The sequence below is a fragment of the Clostridium sp. Marseille-P2415 genome, from assembly GCF_900155545.1.
Taxonomy (GTDB): Bacteria; Bacillota; Clostridia; order Lachnospirales; family Lachnospiraceae; genus Lacrimispora.
Genome location: NZ_LT732526.1, coordinates 2,743,607 through 2,760,935, shown reverse-complemented (window position 1 = coordinate 2,760,935; position 17,329 = coordinate 2,743,607). Strand labels below are relative to the sequence as shown.

Here is a 17,329-nt window from a genome sequence, read left to right as displayed (position 1 = left end):
GATCATGAAAAGAACCAAGATTATTTGCACCATGGGACCGAATACGAATGACCGCGCACTGATGAAAGCACTTGCTCAAAATGGCATGGACATAGCCAGATTCAACTTCTCACACGGCGATTATGAAGAGCAGAAGATGCGCCTTGATTTATTAAAGAGCATCCGCGAGGAGCTGGGCCTTCCGGTTGCAGCGCTTCTTGATACGAAAGGACCGGAAATCCGTACCGGACTTTTAAAGGATGGCAAAAAGGTGACTCTGAAGGAAAAAGAGACCTATACCCTGACAACAGAGGATATCGTCGGTGATGAAACAAGAGGCCACATTAACTATGACGGCCTGAACCAGGATGTAAAAGCCGGAAACCGGATCCTCATTGACGACGGTCTGATCGAACTGGAGGTTACTGCGGTCAAGGGAAAGGAAATCGTCTGCAGGATTATCAACGGCGGTGAACTGGGAGAAAGAAAGGGCGTTAACGTACCAAACGTGAAAGTAAAGCTTCCGGCGCTGACTGAGAAGGATAAGAAAGACATTCAGTTCGGCATTGAACAGGGCTTTGATTTCATTGCCGCTTCCTTTGTCCGCACGGCTGCAGCGATTTATGAGATCAAGGATATCCTGGCTGCCAATGGCTCCAATATGAGCGTAATCGCTAAAATAGAAAATGCGGAAGGCATAGAGAATCTGGATGATATCATTGAAGCCAGTGACGGTATCATGGTTGCCCGCGGTGATATGGGAGTCGAGATCCCGGCCCAGGAGGTTCCGTTTATCCAGAAACGGATCATTGAAAAATGCAATGAAGCCTGCAAGCCGGTTATTACGGCGACCCAGATGCTGGATTCCATGATCCGCAATCCACGCCCCACCAGAGCTGAGGTAACGGACGTTGCAAATGCCGTTTACGACGGAACCGACGCGGTCATGCTTTCCGGTGAAACTGCTATGGGCAGGTATCCGGTTGAGGCGCTTTCCATGATGGCCTCCATCGTAGAGGAGACAGAAAAGCACTTAGATTACAGTGCATACCGTCAGCGTAAGGTTTCCGCTGTCAATATCCACAACGTATCCAATGCGGTGTGCTATTCTTCCGTAGCGACTGCCCATGATCTGGGAGCGAAAGTCATTGTGGCGCCAAGCATCACAGGATTCACAACAAGGCTGTTATCAAAATGGAGACCGGAAAGCCTGATCATCGGTTTATCCCCAAGCTCTTCCGCACTCCGTCAGATGCAGCTGTACTGGGGCGTAAAGCCGTTCCATGCAAAGCGTGCGGAATCGACGGACGTATTGATCTATTCCTCCTTGGAACTGTTAAAGGCAAAAGGGATCGTACAGGAAGACGATACGGTGGTAGTTACTGCAGGTGTGGTAAGCCCGGTAAGGAAGCATGAACCGGCAGCTCATACAAATATCATGCGTGTGGTGACCGTAGACTGACAGGTTTTCCCGTTTATCTGAATATTTATACAAAAAAGTGTAGACAAAAGAGTCTATCCCCGGTACAATGAAGCTTACCAGCAGACGTGCCGGAGACAGGCTCTTTCTGTACATTGCAGCGTTACGAGAGGAGAGGAAGGCTTTGGAGAAAAGACCATTTGTTACCAAGGAAAAATTAGATGAAATAGTGAAAGAATATCCAACGCCCTTTCATTTATACGATGAGAAGGGGATCAGGGAGAATGCGGGACGGTTAAAAGAAGCATTTTCCTGGAATAAAGGTTACCGGGAGTATTTTGCGGTAAAAGCGACGCCCAATCCGTTCATCCTGAATATATTAAAGGATTATGGCTGCGGAGTGGACTGTTCATCCATGACGGAACTGATGATGTCCGATGCCCTTGGCTTTTCCGGTTCCGATATCATGTTTTCTTCCAACGATACACCTGCCGGGGAATTCCAGTATGCAGACCGGACCGGTGCCATCATCAATCTGGATGATATAACACACATTGATTTCCTGGAGAAGGCCATCGGACATATACCGGAGACCATCAGCTGCCGTTATAATCCGGGCGGCGTGTTTAAAATCAGCAATGACATCATGGATAATCCGGGGGATTCCAAATATGGCATGACCCGGCCGCAGATTTTTGAGGCCTTTCGGAAATTAAAGAGCAAGGGGGCTAAAAAGTTCGGCATTCATGCATTTTTAGCCAGCAATACGGTAACCAATGAATATTATCCTCTGCTTGCCAAGGTGCTTTTTGAGCTTGCGGTGGAACTGGAAAAAGAGACAGGGGCTGACGTTGCGTTTATCAATCTGTCAGGAGGCATCGGAATTCCTTACCGACCCGGCCAGGAGCCCAATGATATTATGGCCATCGGCGAAGGCGTGAGAAAGGTTTATGAGGAAGTCCTGGTGCCTGCAGGCATGGGCGATGTGGCAATCTACACAGAGCTTGGACGTTTCATGCTGGGACCTTACGGCGGACTGGTCACGAAGGCGATCCATGAGAAACACACCCATAAGGAGTATATTGGAGTGGATGCCTGTGCTGTAAATCTGATGCGGCCGGCTATGTATGGAGCATACCATCATATTACGGTCATGGGCAAAGAGGATGAGGTTTGCAGCAGTAAGTATGATGTGGTAGGCTCTCTCTGTGAGAATAACGACAAATTCGCCATTGACCGTATGCTGCCTGAGATTTCCATGGGGGATCTGCTTTTCATTCATGATACGGGCGCTCATGGCTATGCCATGGGATATAATTATAATGGAAAGTTAAAGTCTGCGGAACTGCTGTTAAAAGAAGACGGATCGGTTCAGATGATCCGCAGGGCCGAGACTCCGGGAGATTATTTCGCTACATTTGATTTCTGCGATGTGTTAAAAGATATAAAATATTAATTTTTTCATAGGAAAAGCTTAAAAGATAAGGGAGCTGCCTTCTGGAAATCAGGAAGACGGCTCTCTTATCTTTTAATAGAAAAATCCCTGTGCCACATGACACAGGGGGGATTTTTCTTAGGATTTTCGGATTTCAAAAAGGGTGAAAGGATAATTGCTATATTGTGCATTTCTTATGTCATTAGTATAACACAACGACTCATAAAAAGTTTGTATATTGTTTGAATAGATTCTGAAGATTTTCTTAAGATCATTTTCAGACATGAAAGTTTTCAAAGAGAATGGTACGTGCCGGCAAAGTGGCATCGGATTGATGGTTTTGCATGATAGAGATATCCTTCGGTATTTTTCTTTCCATTATAGGTACGGTTTCCCGGAAAGTAAATGGCATTTCAATGAAAAAATCTTCTTTTGCAAATTAACTGGGAAAAGAAACCATGGGAGCCAAAACGGAATATCCTAATAAAAAAGGAATCAGGTAATGGACTGTGAATCATGTAAGAGAGGAAATACACTGTGATGCGGCCTATCGCATGGGCATTACAGGACGCGGAGTTGGAGTTGCAGTGCTTGATACGGGAATTTATCTTCATGAGGATTTTGAACATAGAGTAGCGGCTTTTGTAGATATCGTGCATCGCAGGCGGGACCCCTATGACGACAACGGTCATGGGACCCATATTTCAGGAATTATAGGGGGGAGCGGCAATGCCTCCGATGGACTGTATATGGGAGTTGCTCCTGAGTGCCATATCATCATGCTTAAGGTTCTGGACAAAAAAGGGAACGGCTATGCTTCGGATGTGCTGGCCGGACTCAAATGGATCCGTGACAACAGAGAAAGGTACGGGATCCGGATTGTGAACATTTCCGTTGGTTCCTTTTCGAAAAAAGGAATGACAGAAAATTCCGTTTTGGTACGGGGGGTAAACGCTGCCTGGGATGACGGGCTTGTAGTCTGTGTGGCCGCAGGCAATATGGGACCGGGGATGAATACGATCACAACGCCCGGGATCAGCCGGAAGGTCATCACCGTTGGGTGCTCCGATGATTATAAAGAGGTCAATGTTTTGGGGAACCGGATGATCGATTATTCAGGAAGAGGGCCTACGGGTGCCTGTATCTGCAAACCTGAGATCATCGCTCCGGGCGCCGGGATCGTGAGCTGCGCCAACGAAGCCGGGCAATATTTTACCAAAAGCGGAACCTCCATGTCAACGCCCCTGGTTTCAGGGGCGATTGCACTTCTGCTGGAAAAATATCCCTATATGAGCAACCGGGATGTGAAGCTGATGCTAAGGGAGCGGGCAGTGGATCTTGGATTTCCCATGAACCAGCAGGGCTGGGGAATGCTCGATGTGGAAAGGCTGCTGCTGTAAGAAGTGCGGTGAGATTATTATTGGACCGTTGCAGGGGGAGTGGTGCAACGGTCCGGCTACTGCGAAAGAACCGGAGTATTTTTTGGAGGAAATGCTTGCGCTGGTATTCTGCTTATGTTATAGTAAACTTACAGTCAGGAGGCGTTTCGCCTTCCTTTCCATTCAATTTTCAGGCGTTTCGCCGGGATTTCCGTATAAAAAGAATTATTTTTGCCGGACAGGCAGGGAGTGTGATGCTTATTGGACTCAGAACTATAAAATTCCGGTTGACATTTGGCTGGAAGTATACTATGATTATAAATAGAAAAAGAACATTTGTTCGTCTTGGAGGATAATATGAATAAAGATGATAAACTGAAGGCGCTTGATGCCGCCCTTACCCAGATAGAGAAAGCGTATGGAAAGGGCTCTGTCATGAAGCTGGGCGACAATGGAACGAATATGAATGTGGAAACCATACCCACAGGGGCTTTGAGCCTTGATATCGCACTTGGGCTGGGCGGAATCCCCAAGGGAAGGGTTGTGGAAATTTACGGTCCTGAGTCCAGCGGTAAGACTACCGTTGCCCTTCATATGATCGCAGAGGTTCAGAGAAGAGGCGGAATCGCAGGATTCATTGATGCGGAGCATGCCCTTGATCCTGTTTACGCCAAGAATATTGGAGTGGATATTGACAACCTGTACATATCCCAGCCGGATAACGGGGAACAGGCGCTGGAGATCACGGAGACCATGGTCCGTTCCGGAGCGGTGGATATCGTAATCGTGGACTCGGTTGCCGCTCTTGTGCCTAAGGCAGAGATCGAAGGGGATATGGGCGATTCCCATGTTGGCCTTCAGGCCCGTCTTATGTCCCAGGCCCTTAGAAAGCTGACGGCTGTTATCAGCAAGTCCAACTGTATTGTTCTCTTTATCAACCAGCTTCGTGAGAAGGTTGGAGTGATGTTCGGAAGTCCTGAGACCACCACAGGCGGACGCGCCCTTAAGTTCTATGCTTCTGTCCGCATGGATATCCGTAAGATCGAGACCCTGAAGCAGGGCGGAGATATGGTGGGAAACCGGGTTCGTGTGAAGGTAGTGAAGAACAAGATTGCGCCGCCGTTTAAAGAGGCTGAGTTTGATATTATGTTCGGAAGGGGTATTTCCAGGGAAGGAGATATTCTGGATCTGGCTGTGAAAGAGAATATTGTAGAAAAGAGCGGGGCATGGTTTGCTTATAATAATGCAAAGATCGGACAGGGCCGTGAGAATGCCAAGATCTATCTTCAGGACAATCAGGCTATTTGCCTGGAGATCGAGAACAAGGTCCGCGTCAAATATGGACTGCATGCAGAAGGCAGCACAGCACAGGAGAGCACCGATGCAGCCGGAGCAAAGGAGAGCAAGAGAATTAAGGCAGAAGAAAGCAAGGCTGAGACCCCGGAGGCGTAAGCCCCGGTAAGACTTGGCCGGCGGACTTGTAAAAGGCAGCAATGTCAGATGAAATAAGGGGCATATATGATCGTTATGGAAATCGTGCCCGTCGATAAACGCAGGAGTAAAGTCATTCTGGATGAGGACTTTACTCTTGTCCTTTATAGAGGGGAGATAAGAAGATTCGGCATAGAGGAAGGAAAGATGCTTTCCCAGGATACCTACCGGGAGATTCTGAATGATGTTCTGTTTCAGAGGGCCAGAGAGAGGGTACTCTTCCTTTTGAAGTCTTCCGATAAGACAGAACTGGAGCTGAGACGGAAATTAGAGGCTGGAGGCTATCCTCCGGAAGCCGTTGATTACGCCATCGGTTTTTTAAAGGAGCACTGTTTTATCAATGATGAGAATTATGGGCGCAGGTATGCGGAATATCATTCGGAGCGGAAGAGCGAAAGACAGATCCGGTACGAACTGCAGAAAAAAGGCCTGGACAAAGAGATGATCCGGGAGATACTGGAAGAACAGCCTGTGGATGAGGAAGCCCAGATACGGGCTTATGTGAGAAAGAAGCGCTTAAAGCCGGAAGAAATGGACGTCAGGGAGCGCAGTAAAGTGATGGCTGCACTGGGGAGAAAGGGCTTTTCTTACGATGTGGTAAGCCGTGTTTTGGGCAGAATTTATGATGATGACTGACAATAAGGAAAATGTGTATAAGTATACCGGAAACAGGGGCGAAATACTTGACATAATGTATAAAACAGTTTAAAATTGTAGTGTTGTATTGTTGTACAATGAAAATCAAATAAGGAGGTGCTCCTGTGTCAGTATCAGTATTCACGGCTGCATTGATTGCAATTGTCGCGTCAGTAGTAGTTGCTTTTATTGCCTGGTCTGCTGCCATCGCGTATCGTAAGAATACCTACGAAAGTAAAATTGGCTCTGCAGAAGAAAAATCCCGGGAAATAATAGATGAAGCATTAAAGACCGCTGAGACAAAGAAGCGTGAAGCTCTCCTTGAGGCAAAAGAAGAGTCTTTAAAGACTAAGAACGAACTGGAGAAGGAAACCAGGGAAAGAAGAGCTGAGCTTCAACGTTATGAAAGACGAGTACTAAGCAAGGAAGAAAACTTGGACAAGAAGTCTGAGGCTATGGAAAAACGAGAAGCAGGTCTGGCTGCTCGAGAGGACGCCCTGAATAAGAGAAATGCCGAAGTGGAATCTCTCTATGAAAAAGGCATACAGGAACTGGAGAAAATTTCCGGACTTACCTCCGAACAGGCAAAAGAATATCTTTTAAAATCTGTTGAAGATGATGTAAAACATGACACTGCGAAATTAATTAAGGAACTTGACAACAAAGCAAAAGAAGAAGCCGATAAAAAGGCAAAGGAATATGTGGTAACAGCCATTCAGAGATGTGCTGCGGACCACGTAGCAGAAACTACGGTTTCTGTTGTACAGCTTCCTAACGATGAGATGAAAGGCAGAATCATTGGCAGGGAAGGTCGTAACATCCGTACGTTAGAGACCCTTACGGGCGTAGAACTCATTATTGATGATACCCCGGAGGCAGTTGTATTATCCGGATTTGATCCGGTTCGTAGAGAAGTAGCCAGAATCGCGTTAGAACGCCTTATTGTGGATGGACGGATTCATCCGGCCAGAATTGAGGAGATGGTGGAAAAGGCGCAAAAAGAAGTAGAGACCAATATGCGGGAAGAAGGAGAAGCCGCTGCTCTTGAAGTGGGCATTCACGGACTTCATCCGGAACTCATCAGACTGCTTGGCAAGTTGAAATACAGAACAAGCTACGGACAGAATGCTTTGAAGCATTCCATCGAGGTGGCCCAGTTATCCGGGCTGTTAGCCGGAGAGATCGGCCTTGATATCCGTATGGCCAAGCGTGCCGGTTTATTACATGACATCGGGAAAGCCGTTGACCATGAGATGGAAGGTTCTCATATTCAGCTGGGTGTGGAGTTGTGTAAGAAGTATAAGGAATCCGCAATCGTGCTGAACACCGTGGAATCCCATCATGGAGACGTTGAACCACAGAGCCTTATTGCCTGTATCGTTCAGGCAGCGGATACTGTTTCTGCAGCAAGACCTGGCGCCAGAAGGGAGACTCTGGAGACATATACAAACAGATTAAAACAGTTAGAAGATATTACCAACTCCTTTAAAGGAGTGGACAAGTCCTTTGCCATTCAGGCAGGACGTGAAGTTCGGATTATGGTAGTTCCGGAACAGATCAACGATGATGATATGATACTTTTGGCTCGTGATATTTCTAAGAAGATTGAAGAGTCCTTAGAGTATCCGGGACAGATTAAGGTCAACGTGATCCGGGAGTCCAGAGTTACAGATTACGCGAAGTAAAACAATGCCCTAAAACCGTATAATTATCTGAATGCGGCTTTTAGGGCATGTTTCATGTCAGGAGGATTGATAAGTGAAAGGTCGATTGAAAATACTGATAAGCTGCCTGTTGATCAGTCAGCTGTTTCTCATGACCGTATATGCAAAGCCGGACTGGCCGTCTGATACCGGTATCCAGGCGGAAGCCGGTATTGTCATGGACGCGGATTCCGGGGCTGTCATATTCGGACAAAACATACATGCCGCTTATCCGCCGGCCAGTATAACAAAGATTTTAACTGCCCTGATTGTATTGGAGAACAGTAAGCTTGATGATATGGTGACATTTTCCAAGGATTCAGTATACAACGTAGAGGAGGGCAGCGGAAATAAATTAAATGTAACAGATGGAGATAAGCTCTCCGTGGAGGACTGTCTCTATTCTCTGATTCTGCATTCCTGCAACCAGGCAGCCAACGCTTTAGCGGAGCATGTGGCAGGAAGCAGAGAGGAATTTGTCCGCATGATGAATGATAAGATAGCGGAGCTTGGCTGTACGGAGAGCCATTTTGACAACCCTTCCGGACTGAATGGGGATACTCAGTATGTAACTGCCTATGATATGGCGTTGATAGCAAAGGCAGCCTACAGCAATGAAAAGCTGGTGGAGATCAGTTCGGCAGTAAGCCATGATATCCCTCCAACCGCCAACAATCCGGAGGGTCTTACCATTTACAATGAGCACAGGCTGGTAAAGACAACGGATCAAAAGAGTGAGTTTTATTGCCCTTCCGCAGTGGCCGGAAAAACCGGATATCTCATTAAGGCCGGAAACACTCTTGTTACTTATGGGGAGCAGGATGGAAGAAGATTGGTTTCTGTTATTTTGAAAGGAAGCCCCAGGCAGTATTTTATCGACGGGAAAACCCTTCTGGAATTTGGTTTCAGCAGTTTTGAGAATCTCCCTGTTACAGGGAACGAAACCAGCTATACTTCAGGAGAAAGCCCGGTGGAGGTAAGCGGAACGAGCTACAAACCCTCTGATTTGGAATTGGAGCCGGACTGCACCATTACCCTTCCCAAGGGGGCCAGGTTTCCAGAAGCGGATAAGTCCCTGGTAACAGAGCTTCCGTCAGGGAGTCCCAAAGGAGCAGTTGCCCTCATTGAGTATACCTACAATGACAGAAAGGTCGGTCAGGCTTATCTGCTGGCAAAGGGAAGCACAACGCCGGCCGGGGAAGGATCAGAGTCAGGAACGGCAGAGGCTGAACCCACGGGGACAAAAACGGATTCAAATACCAATCAGACAGATGCATCAGGGAAAAAGGGCATTCACGGAACATATGTATTGGCAGGAATTGCAGCTCTCCTTGTCCTGGCAGGCGTTTTAACCGGATTCTTTGCATATAGGAAAAAGAAAGAGTCCAGAGAAATCGCACTTCGCAGAGAAGAAAGAAGACGGCGTCTAAAAGCAGAAGGTGACGAGGAAGCTTTTGACCGGATATTAAAGGAACGCCGTAAGACAAAAAATAAATAACAGGAAATGAAAAAGACCAGCTGGGGTAGCTGGTCTTTTTTCGGAGAAGGTATTTCGTTTCTTATGGGGTGTAGCAAAAACTATATAATGTATTGGGGGGGGGTTACAATTAATAATATACCCCATATTGATGAAAAAGTGTCAACAAACATTCCGGAATTTGAAAATGAAAATTGTGCATTTTCTCTTTTTTTAACAAGCTGATTGTGGAAAAAACATAGAAATTCAGAAAAATGCGGGTTTTCCTTGTGCTTTATCTCTCTCGTGCCTTTGAGGGATCTTTTTTTATAAAAACCCCTTTCTTATGGTATAATAAATAAAAACAACTTGTGCAATGGTGCGTACAAGTTATAAATTGGTAGTAAGAGGATGATTGGATCACTCTCAAGGAAAAAGCAGGAGGTAGAAACGTATGAGATTTTTTGTAGACACGGCGAACATTGAGGAAATCAGGAAGGCTAATGACATGGGAATTATCTGCGGCGTTACCACCAATCCTTCCCTGATTGCAAAGGAAGGCAGGGATTTCAAACAGGTAATTGCAGAGATTGCCTCCATCGTAGATGGACCGGTGAGCGGAGAGGTGAAGGCCACGACTGTGGATGCGGAAGGGATGATCGAAGAAGGCCGCCAGATTGCCGCCATTCACCCGAATATGGTCGTTAAGATCCCCATGACAACAGAAGGATTAAAGGCGGTAAAGGTTCTGGCAAAGGAAGGGATAAAAACCAATGTCACGCTGGTATTTTCTTCTGCCCAGGCTCTTTTGGCAGCCAGAGCCGGTGCAGCCTATGTTTCCCCTTTCTTAGGAAGGCTTGACGATATTTCCATGCCCGGGATTGACTTAATTGAAGATATCACAGAGATATTTACCATTCATGATATCAAGACGGAGATCATCGCAGCCAGCATCCGCAATCCGATCCATGTAATCGACTGTGCAAAAGCGGGAGCGGACATCGCAACGGTACCGTATCAGGTATTGGTACAGATGACGAAGCATCCCCTGACTGACCAGGGGATTGTGAAGTTCCAGGACGATTACCGAAAGGTATTTGGAGAATAAAAATTTGATTCGTGACAGAAAGGTTGGGCAATACAAATGGCATTCAACAAAGTAAAAATGGTAATTGACAAGGAATACCGCATTGCGGAAATCGATGAAAGAATCTACGGTTCTTTTATCGAGCATCTGGGCCGGGCCGTATACGACGGCATTTACTGCCCTGAACATTCCACTGCCGATGAAGACGGCTTCCGCGGTGATGTAAAGGAACTGATCCGGGAGCTGAATGTTCCCATTATCCGGTATCCGGGCGGTAACTTTGTATCAAGCTTCAACTGGGAAGACAGTGTAGGGCCATTGGAGGACCGTCCCAGACGCCTGGAACTGGCATGGCGCAGCATTGAGGAAAATAAGGTCGGTTTAAATGAATTTACCAAATGGACCAGAAGTGCGGGCTCCGATGTAATGATGGCCGTAAACCTGGGAACCAGAGGGATCGCTGACGCGTGCAATCTTCTGGAATACTGCAATCACCCGGGCAATACCAAATACAGTGATCTAAGAATCCGCCACGGCTATAAGGAGCCCCATAACATCAAGACCTGGTGCCTGGGCAATGAGATGGATGGTCCATGGCAGATCGGACATAAGACCATGGAGGAGTACGGACGTCTGGCAGAAGAAACCGCAAGGGCCATGAAGATCATTGATCCTGACATTGAACTGGTTTCCTGCGGAAGCTCATCCTTAACCATGCCGACCTTCCCGGACTGGGAAGCAGTGACCCTGCAGCATACCTATGATTATGTAGATTACATATCAATGCATCAATACTATGGAAATCAAAAAGGAGACAGCCAGGATTTCCTTGCCTGCTCGGATGATATGGATCGGTTTATCCGAACCGTAATCGCTACCTGCGATTATGTAAAGGCCAAAAAGCGGGGCAAAAAGGATATTAAGATCAGCTTTGATGAGTGGAATGTATGGTATCATTCCAATGCGGCGGATGATGACATCACCAAAAACCATCCGTGGCAGGTTGCACCGCCGATGCTGGAGGATATCTATAACTTTGAGGATGCTCTTTTAGTGGGCCTTATGCTGATCACTCTGATGAAGCATGCGGACCGGGTGAAGATGGCATGTCTGGCCCAGCTTGTAAATGTAATCGCGCCCATCATGACGGAAGCCGGCGGCGGAGCAGCATGGAAGCAGACCATTTTCTATCCCTTCCTGCACGCCTCTAAGTATGGACGCGGAACGGCGCTTCTTCCGGTTATCGGCACGCCGAAGTTCGACACGTCTTCTCATGAAGATGTAACAGCGGTAGAAGCGGTTTCCGTATACAATGAAGCTCAGGATGAGGTGACCATTTTTGCAGTGAACCGCAGCATAAATGACGATGCGGAAATGACCACAGATGTGAGAAGCTTTGAGGGATACCGTGTCCTGGAGCACATCGTGCTGGAAAGCGATGATCTGCTGGCAGTAAACGGACCTCTTAACGAAAAGGTAGCCCCGAGACAGACCGGCCAGTCTGTATTAGACGGCGGTACGATGACCAGTACCCTGCACAAAGCGTCATGGAATGTGATCCGTCTTGGGAAAGAATGATATTGGATAAATGAATGAGAAGGGGGAAATTAAAATGATAAATAAAGCGTATCAATTCTGGTTTGCAACCGGTTCCCAGGATCTTTACGGTGAGGAATGCTTAAAACATGTAGCAGAGCATTCCGGAATCATCACGGAAAGGCTGAATTCCTGCGGACTTCTTCCTTATGAGGTGATTTTAAAGCCGGTACTGATCGATAATGCTTCCATCCGCAGCCTGTTCAATCAGGCTAATGCCGATGAGAACTGTGCCGGAGTGATCACCTGGATGCATACCTTTTCTCCTGCCAAGTCCTGGATTTTAGGACTTCAGGAGTACAGAAAGCCTTTGCTCCACTTACACACCCAGTTTAACCGGGAAATTCCTTACGATACCATTGACATGGATTTCATGAATGAGAACCAGTCCGCCCACGGCGACCGGGAATTCGGCCATATGGTCACCAGAATGGGAATGGAGAGAAAGGTCATTGCAGGCTTCTGGGATGACGAACCGGTCCAGAGCCGGATCGGTTCCTGGATGAGGACTGCGGTGGGCATCATGGAAAGCAGCCATATCCGTGTGGTCCGGGTTGCGGACAACATGAGAAATGTAGCGGTCACTGAGGGTGACAAGGTAGAGGCGCAGATGAAGTTTGGCTGGGAGATCGATGCCTATCCGGTCAATGAAATCGCAGATTATGTGAAGGACGTGGCAGCAGGCGATGTTTCCGCCCTGGTGGATGAGTATTACAGCCGGTATGAAATTCTCCTGGAGGGGAGGGATCCTCAGGAATTCAAGGCCCATGTGGCGGTCCAGGCACAGATGGAATTGGGCTTTGAACGGTTCTTAAAGGACAAAAATTACCAGGCCATTGTGACCCATTTCGGTGATCTGGGCTCCTTAAAGCAGCTTCCCGGCCTGGCCATTCAGCGCCTGATGGAAAAAGGCTATGGCTTTGGCGGTGAGGGAGACTGGAAAACAGCCGCTATGGTACGCCTTATGAAGATCATGACCGAAGGTGTCAGGGACGCGAAGGGCACATCTTTTATGGAAGATTACACCTATAACCTGGTTCCGGGAAAAGAAGGGATCCTGCAGGCCCATATGTTAGAGGTATGTCCAACCATTGCGGATGGAAAAATCGGTATCAAGGTGAACCCGTTGTCCATGGGGCAGCGGGAGGATCCGGCCCGTCTTGTATTCACGGCAAAGGAAGGGAAAGGCATCGCCACCTCACTGATCGATCTTGGCAGCCGTTTCCGCCTGATCATCAATACCGTAAACTGCAAAAAGACGGAAAAGCCAATGCCAAAGCTTCCGGTAGCCACCGCATTCTGGACGCCGGAGCCGGACCTGTCCACCGGAGCGGAAAGCTGGATATTAGCCGGAGGCGCCCATCATACGGCCTTTACCTACGATCTGACGGCAGAACAGATGGGAGACTGGGCTGAGGCTATGGGCATTGAAGCAGTCTATATTGATGAAAAGACAAACATAAGAGATTTAAAAAATGAACTGAAATGGAATTCCATGGTATTCCGTTAAATGTGTAGCGGGGGTTGCCCCTTTACCCAAAGGGGCGGCCCATTTTAACCAAATCAAGCAGCGAAGCGGATTGCGAATATCCGCTTGACAAAGGAGGGGTTTCATAATGAAGGAAAATACCATAGCGGCGGCCATCCGGGAAGGGAAAACCGCTCTTGGAATTGAGCTTGGGTCCACCAGGATCAAGGCGGTATTGGTGGATGAGGAACATAATCCCATAGCTTCCGGCAGCCATGACTGGGAAAACCGGTATGTGGATGGAATCTGGACCTATTCCATTCCGGATATCTGGGAAGGAGTACAGGACAGTTACCGGAAAATGGCAGAAGATGTAAAAATGCGGTACGGAGAGACTCTGACAACCATCGGTGCCATCTGTTTTTCCGCCATGATGCACGGATATATGGCATTTGACAAGGAAGGAGATATTCTGGTCCCCTTCCGCACCTGGAGAAATACCATGACAGAGGAGGCCTCGGAGAAGCTGACCCGGCTGTTTTCCTATCACATTCCCCAGAGATGGAGCATTGCCCATTTATACCAGGCGATCCTTAACAAGGAAGAGCATGTGTCCCGGATTGACTACCTCATTACCCTGGAAGGCTATGTCCACTGGAAGCTGACCGGAAAACGGGTGCTTGGTATCGGGGATTGCGCAGGCATGTTCCCGGTTGACAGCAGTACAAAAGATTTTTATGAGCGGATGACTGTTCAGTTTGATGAGCTGATTGCATCCGAGGGATTGCCCTGGAAGCTTCGGGATATCCTTCCAACGGTGCTGACGGCAGGGGAGGCGGCAGGTACCCTGACAGGGGAGGGAGCAGCACTTCTTGATGTCAGCGGGAATTTAAAGCCTGGAATCCCGCTTTGCCCGCCGGAGGGAGATGCAGGAACCGGAATGACAGCCACCAACAGCGTGGCAAGAAGGACCGGTAATGTGTCTGCCGGAACCAGTGTGTTTGCAATGGTGGTGCTGGAAAAAGAACTTTCCAGGGTTTATCCGGAAATAGATCTTGTCACAACTCCCGCCGGAGATTCGGTTGCCATGGTCCACTGTAACAACTGCACCTCAGACTTAAATGCCTGGGTTTCCCTGTTTGAAGAATTTGCCGGGGCCATGGGCATGAAGACCGATAAAAATTCCCTGTTTTCCGCACTCTACCAGAAAGCTCTGGAGGGCGATAAGGATTGCGGAGGCCTGCTTTCCTACGGATATCTGTCCGGGGAGCATATAACTCATTTTGAAGAGGGAAGGCCCCTGTTTGTCCGTACACCGGAAAGCCGTTTCAATCTGGCGAATTTTATGAGGGTCCATCTTTATACGGCTCTGGGAGCTTTAAAGACCGGAATGGATATCCTGTTTGAGGAAGACGTCAGGCTGGATGTGCTTTTGGGGCATGGAGGTCTCTTTAAGACAAAAGGCGTGGGCCAGCGGATCATGGCTGCAGCAATGGGCGTTCCGGTTTCCGTCATGGAGACAGCGGGAGAAGGCGGGGCCTGGGGGGCTGCACTGTTAGCCTCTTACATGATATGGAAACAGGACGGAGAAGCTCTGGATCATTATCTGGCAGAAAAAGTATTTAAGGCTGAAGCAGGAACCAGGATGGAGCCGGACCCGGAGGATGAAATAGGTTTTGCAGCTTTTATGGAGCGGTACAGGACCGGGCTTTCCATCGAGCGTGCTGCGGTGGACAGTCTGAATTGTTGATGGAAGTACCTTTATGCCCTAAACACCTGGGCAATAAAGAGGAAACACCCTACGGGTATACCTTTATGCCCGAAAAGCATGGGCAATAAAAAGGAAAGGATGCGTATGATATGCTGGAAGAACTGAAAAGAAACGTATATGAAGCCAATATGGAGCTGCCGAAGAGAGGGCTCATTACTTATACATGGGGAAATGTCAGCGGCATTGACCGGGAAAAGGGCCTGTTTGTTATCAAACCCAGCGGGGTGGATTATGAAAGGCTAAGGCCTGAGGATATGGTCGTGATGGATTTAGACGGCAATCAGGTGGAAGGGGAATTAAATCCTTCCTCCGACACAGCCACCCATCTGGAGCTTTATAAGGCATTTAAAGAAATAGGAGGAATCGTTCATACCCATTCTCCAATGGCCACATCCTGGGCCCAGGCCGGCAGGGGTCTGCCCTGTTATGGCACCACCCATGCGGATTATTTCTATGGGGAGATCCCCTGCGCCAGAAATCTCACGGCGGAAGAGATTGAAGACGGATATGAGAAGAACACAGGCCTTGTGATCATCGAGACCTTTAAGGAAATAAATCCCATGCATGTTCCGGCAGTATTATGCAAGAACCACGGACCTTTTACCTGGGGAACCGATGCGGCAAATGCAGTTCACAATGCCGTAGTGCTGGAGGAAATCGCAAGGATGAATCTCATGACCGAGCTGCTTAATCCGTCGGTTATGCCTGCGCCCCAGTGCCTGCAGGATAAGCATTTTATGCGCAAACATGGGCCGAATGCATATTACGGCCAGAATAAATCGTAAGGAGTCCCATATGGCGGAGGACAGCGGAAAAACAAAGTATTATGTGTTAATGGAAGAACTGAAACGGGATATTGTTTCCGGACAGCGGAAGCCGGGAGACCGTCTGCCTTCGGAAAATGAATTGTCGGCCGCCTTCCATGTAAGCCGCCATACGGTGAGAAAAGCGCTGTCCATCCTGGAACAGGAGGGGTTCATCCAGGCGGAACATGGCCGGGGGACCTTTGTTTCCAGAAAAGCCGGAGGGAAAAAAGGGTCAGGCAACATCGCAGTGATCACCACCTATTTGTCTGACTATATTTTCCCACGGCTGATCCAGGGGATCGACAGCGTGCTCACTGCCGGCGGGTACAGCATCATACTTAAAAATACGGGGAACAGCAGACGGAAGGAAAGCAAATGTCTGGAAGAGATCCTTGAGAAGGACATTGACGGGCTCATTATTGAGCCAAGCAAAAGTGAGATCATGTGCGGCCACAAGGGACTTTATGACAAGCTGGATTTTTACCAGATTCCCTATGTGTTTATTCAGGGGTATTATGTCCAGATGAAGAATAAGCCCCATATCCGGATGGATGACTGCATGGGCGGATATCTGGTCACCAGGCATTTGATCGGGTTAGGCCATAAGCACATTCTGGGAATATTCAAAGCTGACGACAGCCAGGGGAAAGACCGCCATAAGGGCTATGTGAAGGCCCTCCAGGAGGCTGGGTTTCCTTATGATCCGGATATGGTGATCTGGTTCCATACGGAAGACCGGACTGTGAAGCCATCAGGCATATTAAAGCTGATGCTTGAGGAAGGGGTTCCCATAGACGGAATCGTCTGCTACAACGACCAGATTGCATTCGAGGCCATAAAAGCCGTTGAAAAAAGCGGGTTTTCGGTACCGGAGGACATTTCCGTTACGGGCTATGACAATTCCTTTATAGCAGAGAACGGGCTGGTGAAGTTAACCACCATTGCCCACCCCCAGGAGCGGCTGGGGGCTATGGCAGCAGAACTTCTTCTGGAAAAGATAAATGGCGTGGCCGATGAAGAAAGCAGAGTGGAGCGGATCTTAAAACCGGAACTGGTAGTCCGGGAGTCCTGCAGGGACCGCCGGAAAAAAGATTAATCCGGA

Annotated in this window: 14 protein-coding genes; all 14 read left to right on the top strand. The window is 48.2% G+C overall.

What is annotated here, in order from left to right; translation table 11 throughout:
* Nucleotides 1-4 precede the first annotated feature (4 nt).
* The gene (gene pyk / locus BQ9856_RS17540; RefSeq protein WP_077612191.1) at nucleotides 5-1,441 is read left to right on the top strand and encodes a pyruvate kinase; all 1,437 of its coding nucleotides are present in this window, start codon (nucleotides 5-7) and stop codon (nucleotides 1,439-1,441) included.
* 142 nt (nucleotides 1,442-1,583) lie between these two features.
* Entirely contained in the window at nucleotides 1,584-2,855 is a 1,272-nt protein-coding gene (locus BQ9856_RS17535; protein WP_077613428.1) for a diaminopimelate decarboxylase, read from the top strand.
* 488 nt (nucleotides 2,856-3,343) lie between these two features.
* Nucleotides 3,344-4,234 (top strand): S8 family peptidase, encoded by an 891-nt coding sequence (locus BQ9856_RS17530; RefSeq protein WP_077612190.1) that lies wholly within the window; start codon nucleotides 3,344-3,346, stop codon nucleotides 4,232-4,234.
* Nucleotides 4,212-4,538, top strand: coding sequence for a hypothetical protein (locus BQ9856_RS17525; RefSeq protein WP_077612189.1), 327 nt, complete (start codon nucleotides 4,212-4,214; stop codon nucleotides 4,536-4,538). The genes BQ9856_RS17530 and BQ9856_RS17525 overlap by 23 nt, the downstream gene beginning before the upstream one ends.
* A gap of 32 nt (nucleotides 4,539-4,570) precedes the next feature.
* Nucleotides 4,571-5,665: a recombinase RecA gene (gene recA / locus BQ9856_RS17520; protein ID WP_077612188.1), complete on the top strand. Its 1,095-nt coding sequence runs from the start codon at nucleotides 4,571-4,573 to the stop codon at nucleotides 5,663-5,665.
* A gap of 66 nt (nucleotides 5,666-5,731) precedes the next feature.
* Nucleotides 5,732-6,340, top strand: a complete 609-nt coding sequence (locus BQ9856_RS17515; RefSeq protein ID WP_077612187.1) for a regulatory protein RecX — start codon at nucleotides 5,732-5,734, stop codon at nucleotides 6,338-6,340.
* A gap of 125 nt (nucleotides 6,341-6,465) precedes the next feature.
* Complete coding sequence (rny, locus tag BQ9856_RS17510) at nucleotides 6,466-8,025, top strand: ribonuclease Y (protein ID WP_077612186.1); 1,560 nt, start codon at nucleotides 6,466-6,468, stop codon at nucleotides 8,023-8,025.
* A 73-nt stretch (nucleotides 8,026-8,098) separates the two neighbouring features.
* Entirely contained in the window at nucleotides 8,099-9,541 is a 1,443-nt protein-coding gene (locus BQ9856_RS17505) for a D-alanyl-D-alanine carboxypeptidase family protein (RefSeq protein WP_139348723.1), read from the top strand.
* Nucleotides 9,542-9,953: 412 nt separating this feature from the next.
* Nucleotides 9,954-10,607 (top strand): fructose-6-phosphate aldolase, encoded by a 654-nt coding sequence (gene fsa, locus BQ9856_RS17495; RefSeq protein WP_077612184.1) that lies wholly within the window; start codon nucleotides 9,954-9,956, stop codon nucleotides 10,605-10,607.
* A gap of 36 nt (nucleotides 10,608-10,643) precedes the next feature.
* Complete coding sequence (gene arfA, locus BQ9856_RS17490; protein WP_077612183.1) at nucleotides 10,644-12,164, top strand: arabinosylfuranosidase ArfA; 1,521 nt, start codon at nucleotides 10,644-10,646, stop codon at nucleotides 12,162-12,164.
* 34 nt (nucleotides 12,165-12,198) lie between these two features.
* Nucleotides 12,199-13,692 (top strand): L-arabinose isomerase, encoded by a 1,494-nt coding sequence (araA, locus tag BQ9856_RS17485; RefSeq protein ID WP_077612182.1) that lies wholly within the window; start codon nucleotides 12,199-12,201, stop codon nucleotides 13,690-13,692.
* A gap of 106 nt (nucleotides 13,693-13,798) precedes the next feature.
* Nucleotides 13,799-15,400: a xylulokinase gene (locus BQ9856_RS17480; protein WP_077612181.1), complete on the top strand. Its 1,602-nt coding sequence runs from the start codon at nucleotides 13,799-13,801 to the stop codon at nucleotides 15,398-15,400.
* 110 nt (nucleotides 15,401-15,510) lie between these two features.
* Nucleotides 15,511-16,206 carry an L-ribulose-5-phosphate 4-epimerase gene (locus BQ9856_RS17475; RefSeq protein WP_077612180.1) on the top strand — a complete coding sequence of 232 codons (696 nt, stop codon included), beginning with the start codon at nucleotides 15,511-15,513 and terminating at the stop codon, nucleotides 16,204-16,206.
* A gap of 10 nt (nucleotides 16,207-16,216) precedes the next feature.
* On the top strand, nucleotides 16,217-17,323 hold the full coding sequence (locus tag BQ9856_RS17470) for a GntR family transcriptional regulator (RefSeq protein WP_077612179.1): 1,107 nt from the start codon (nucleotides 16,217-16,219) through the stop codon (nucleotides 17,321-17,323).
* The last annotated feature ends 6 nt before the right edge of the window (nucleotides 17,324-17,329 follow it).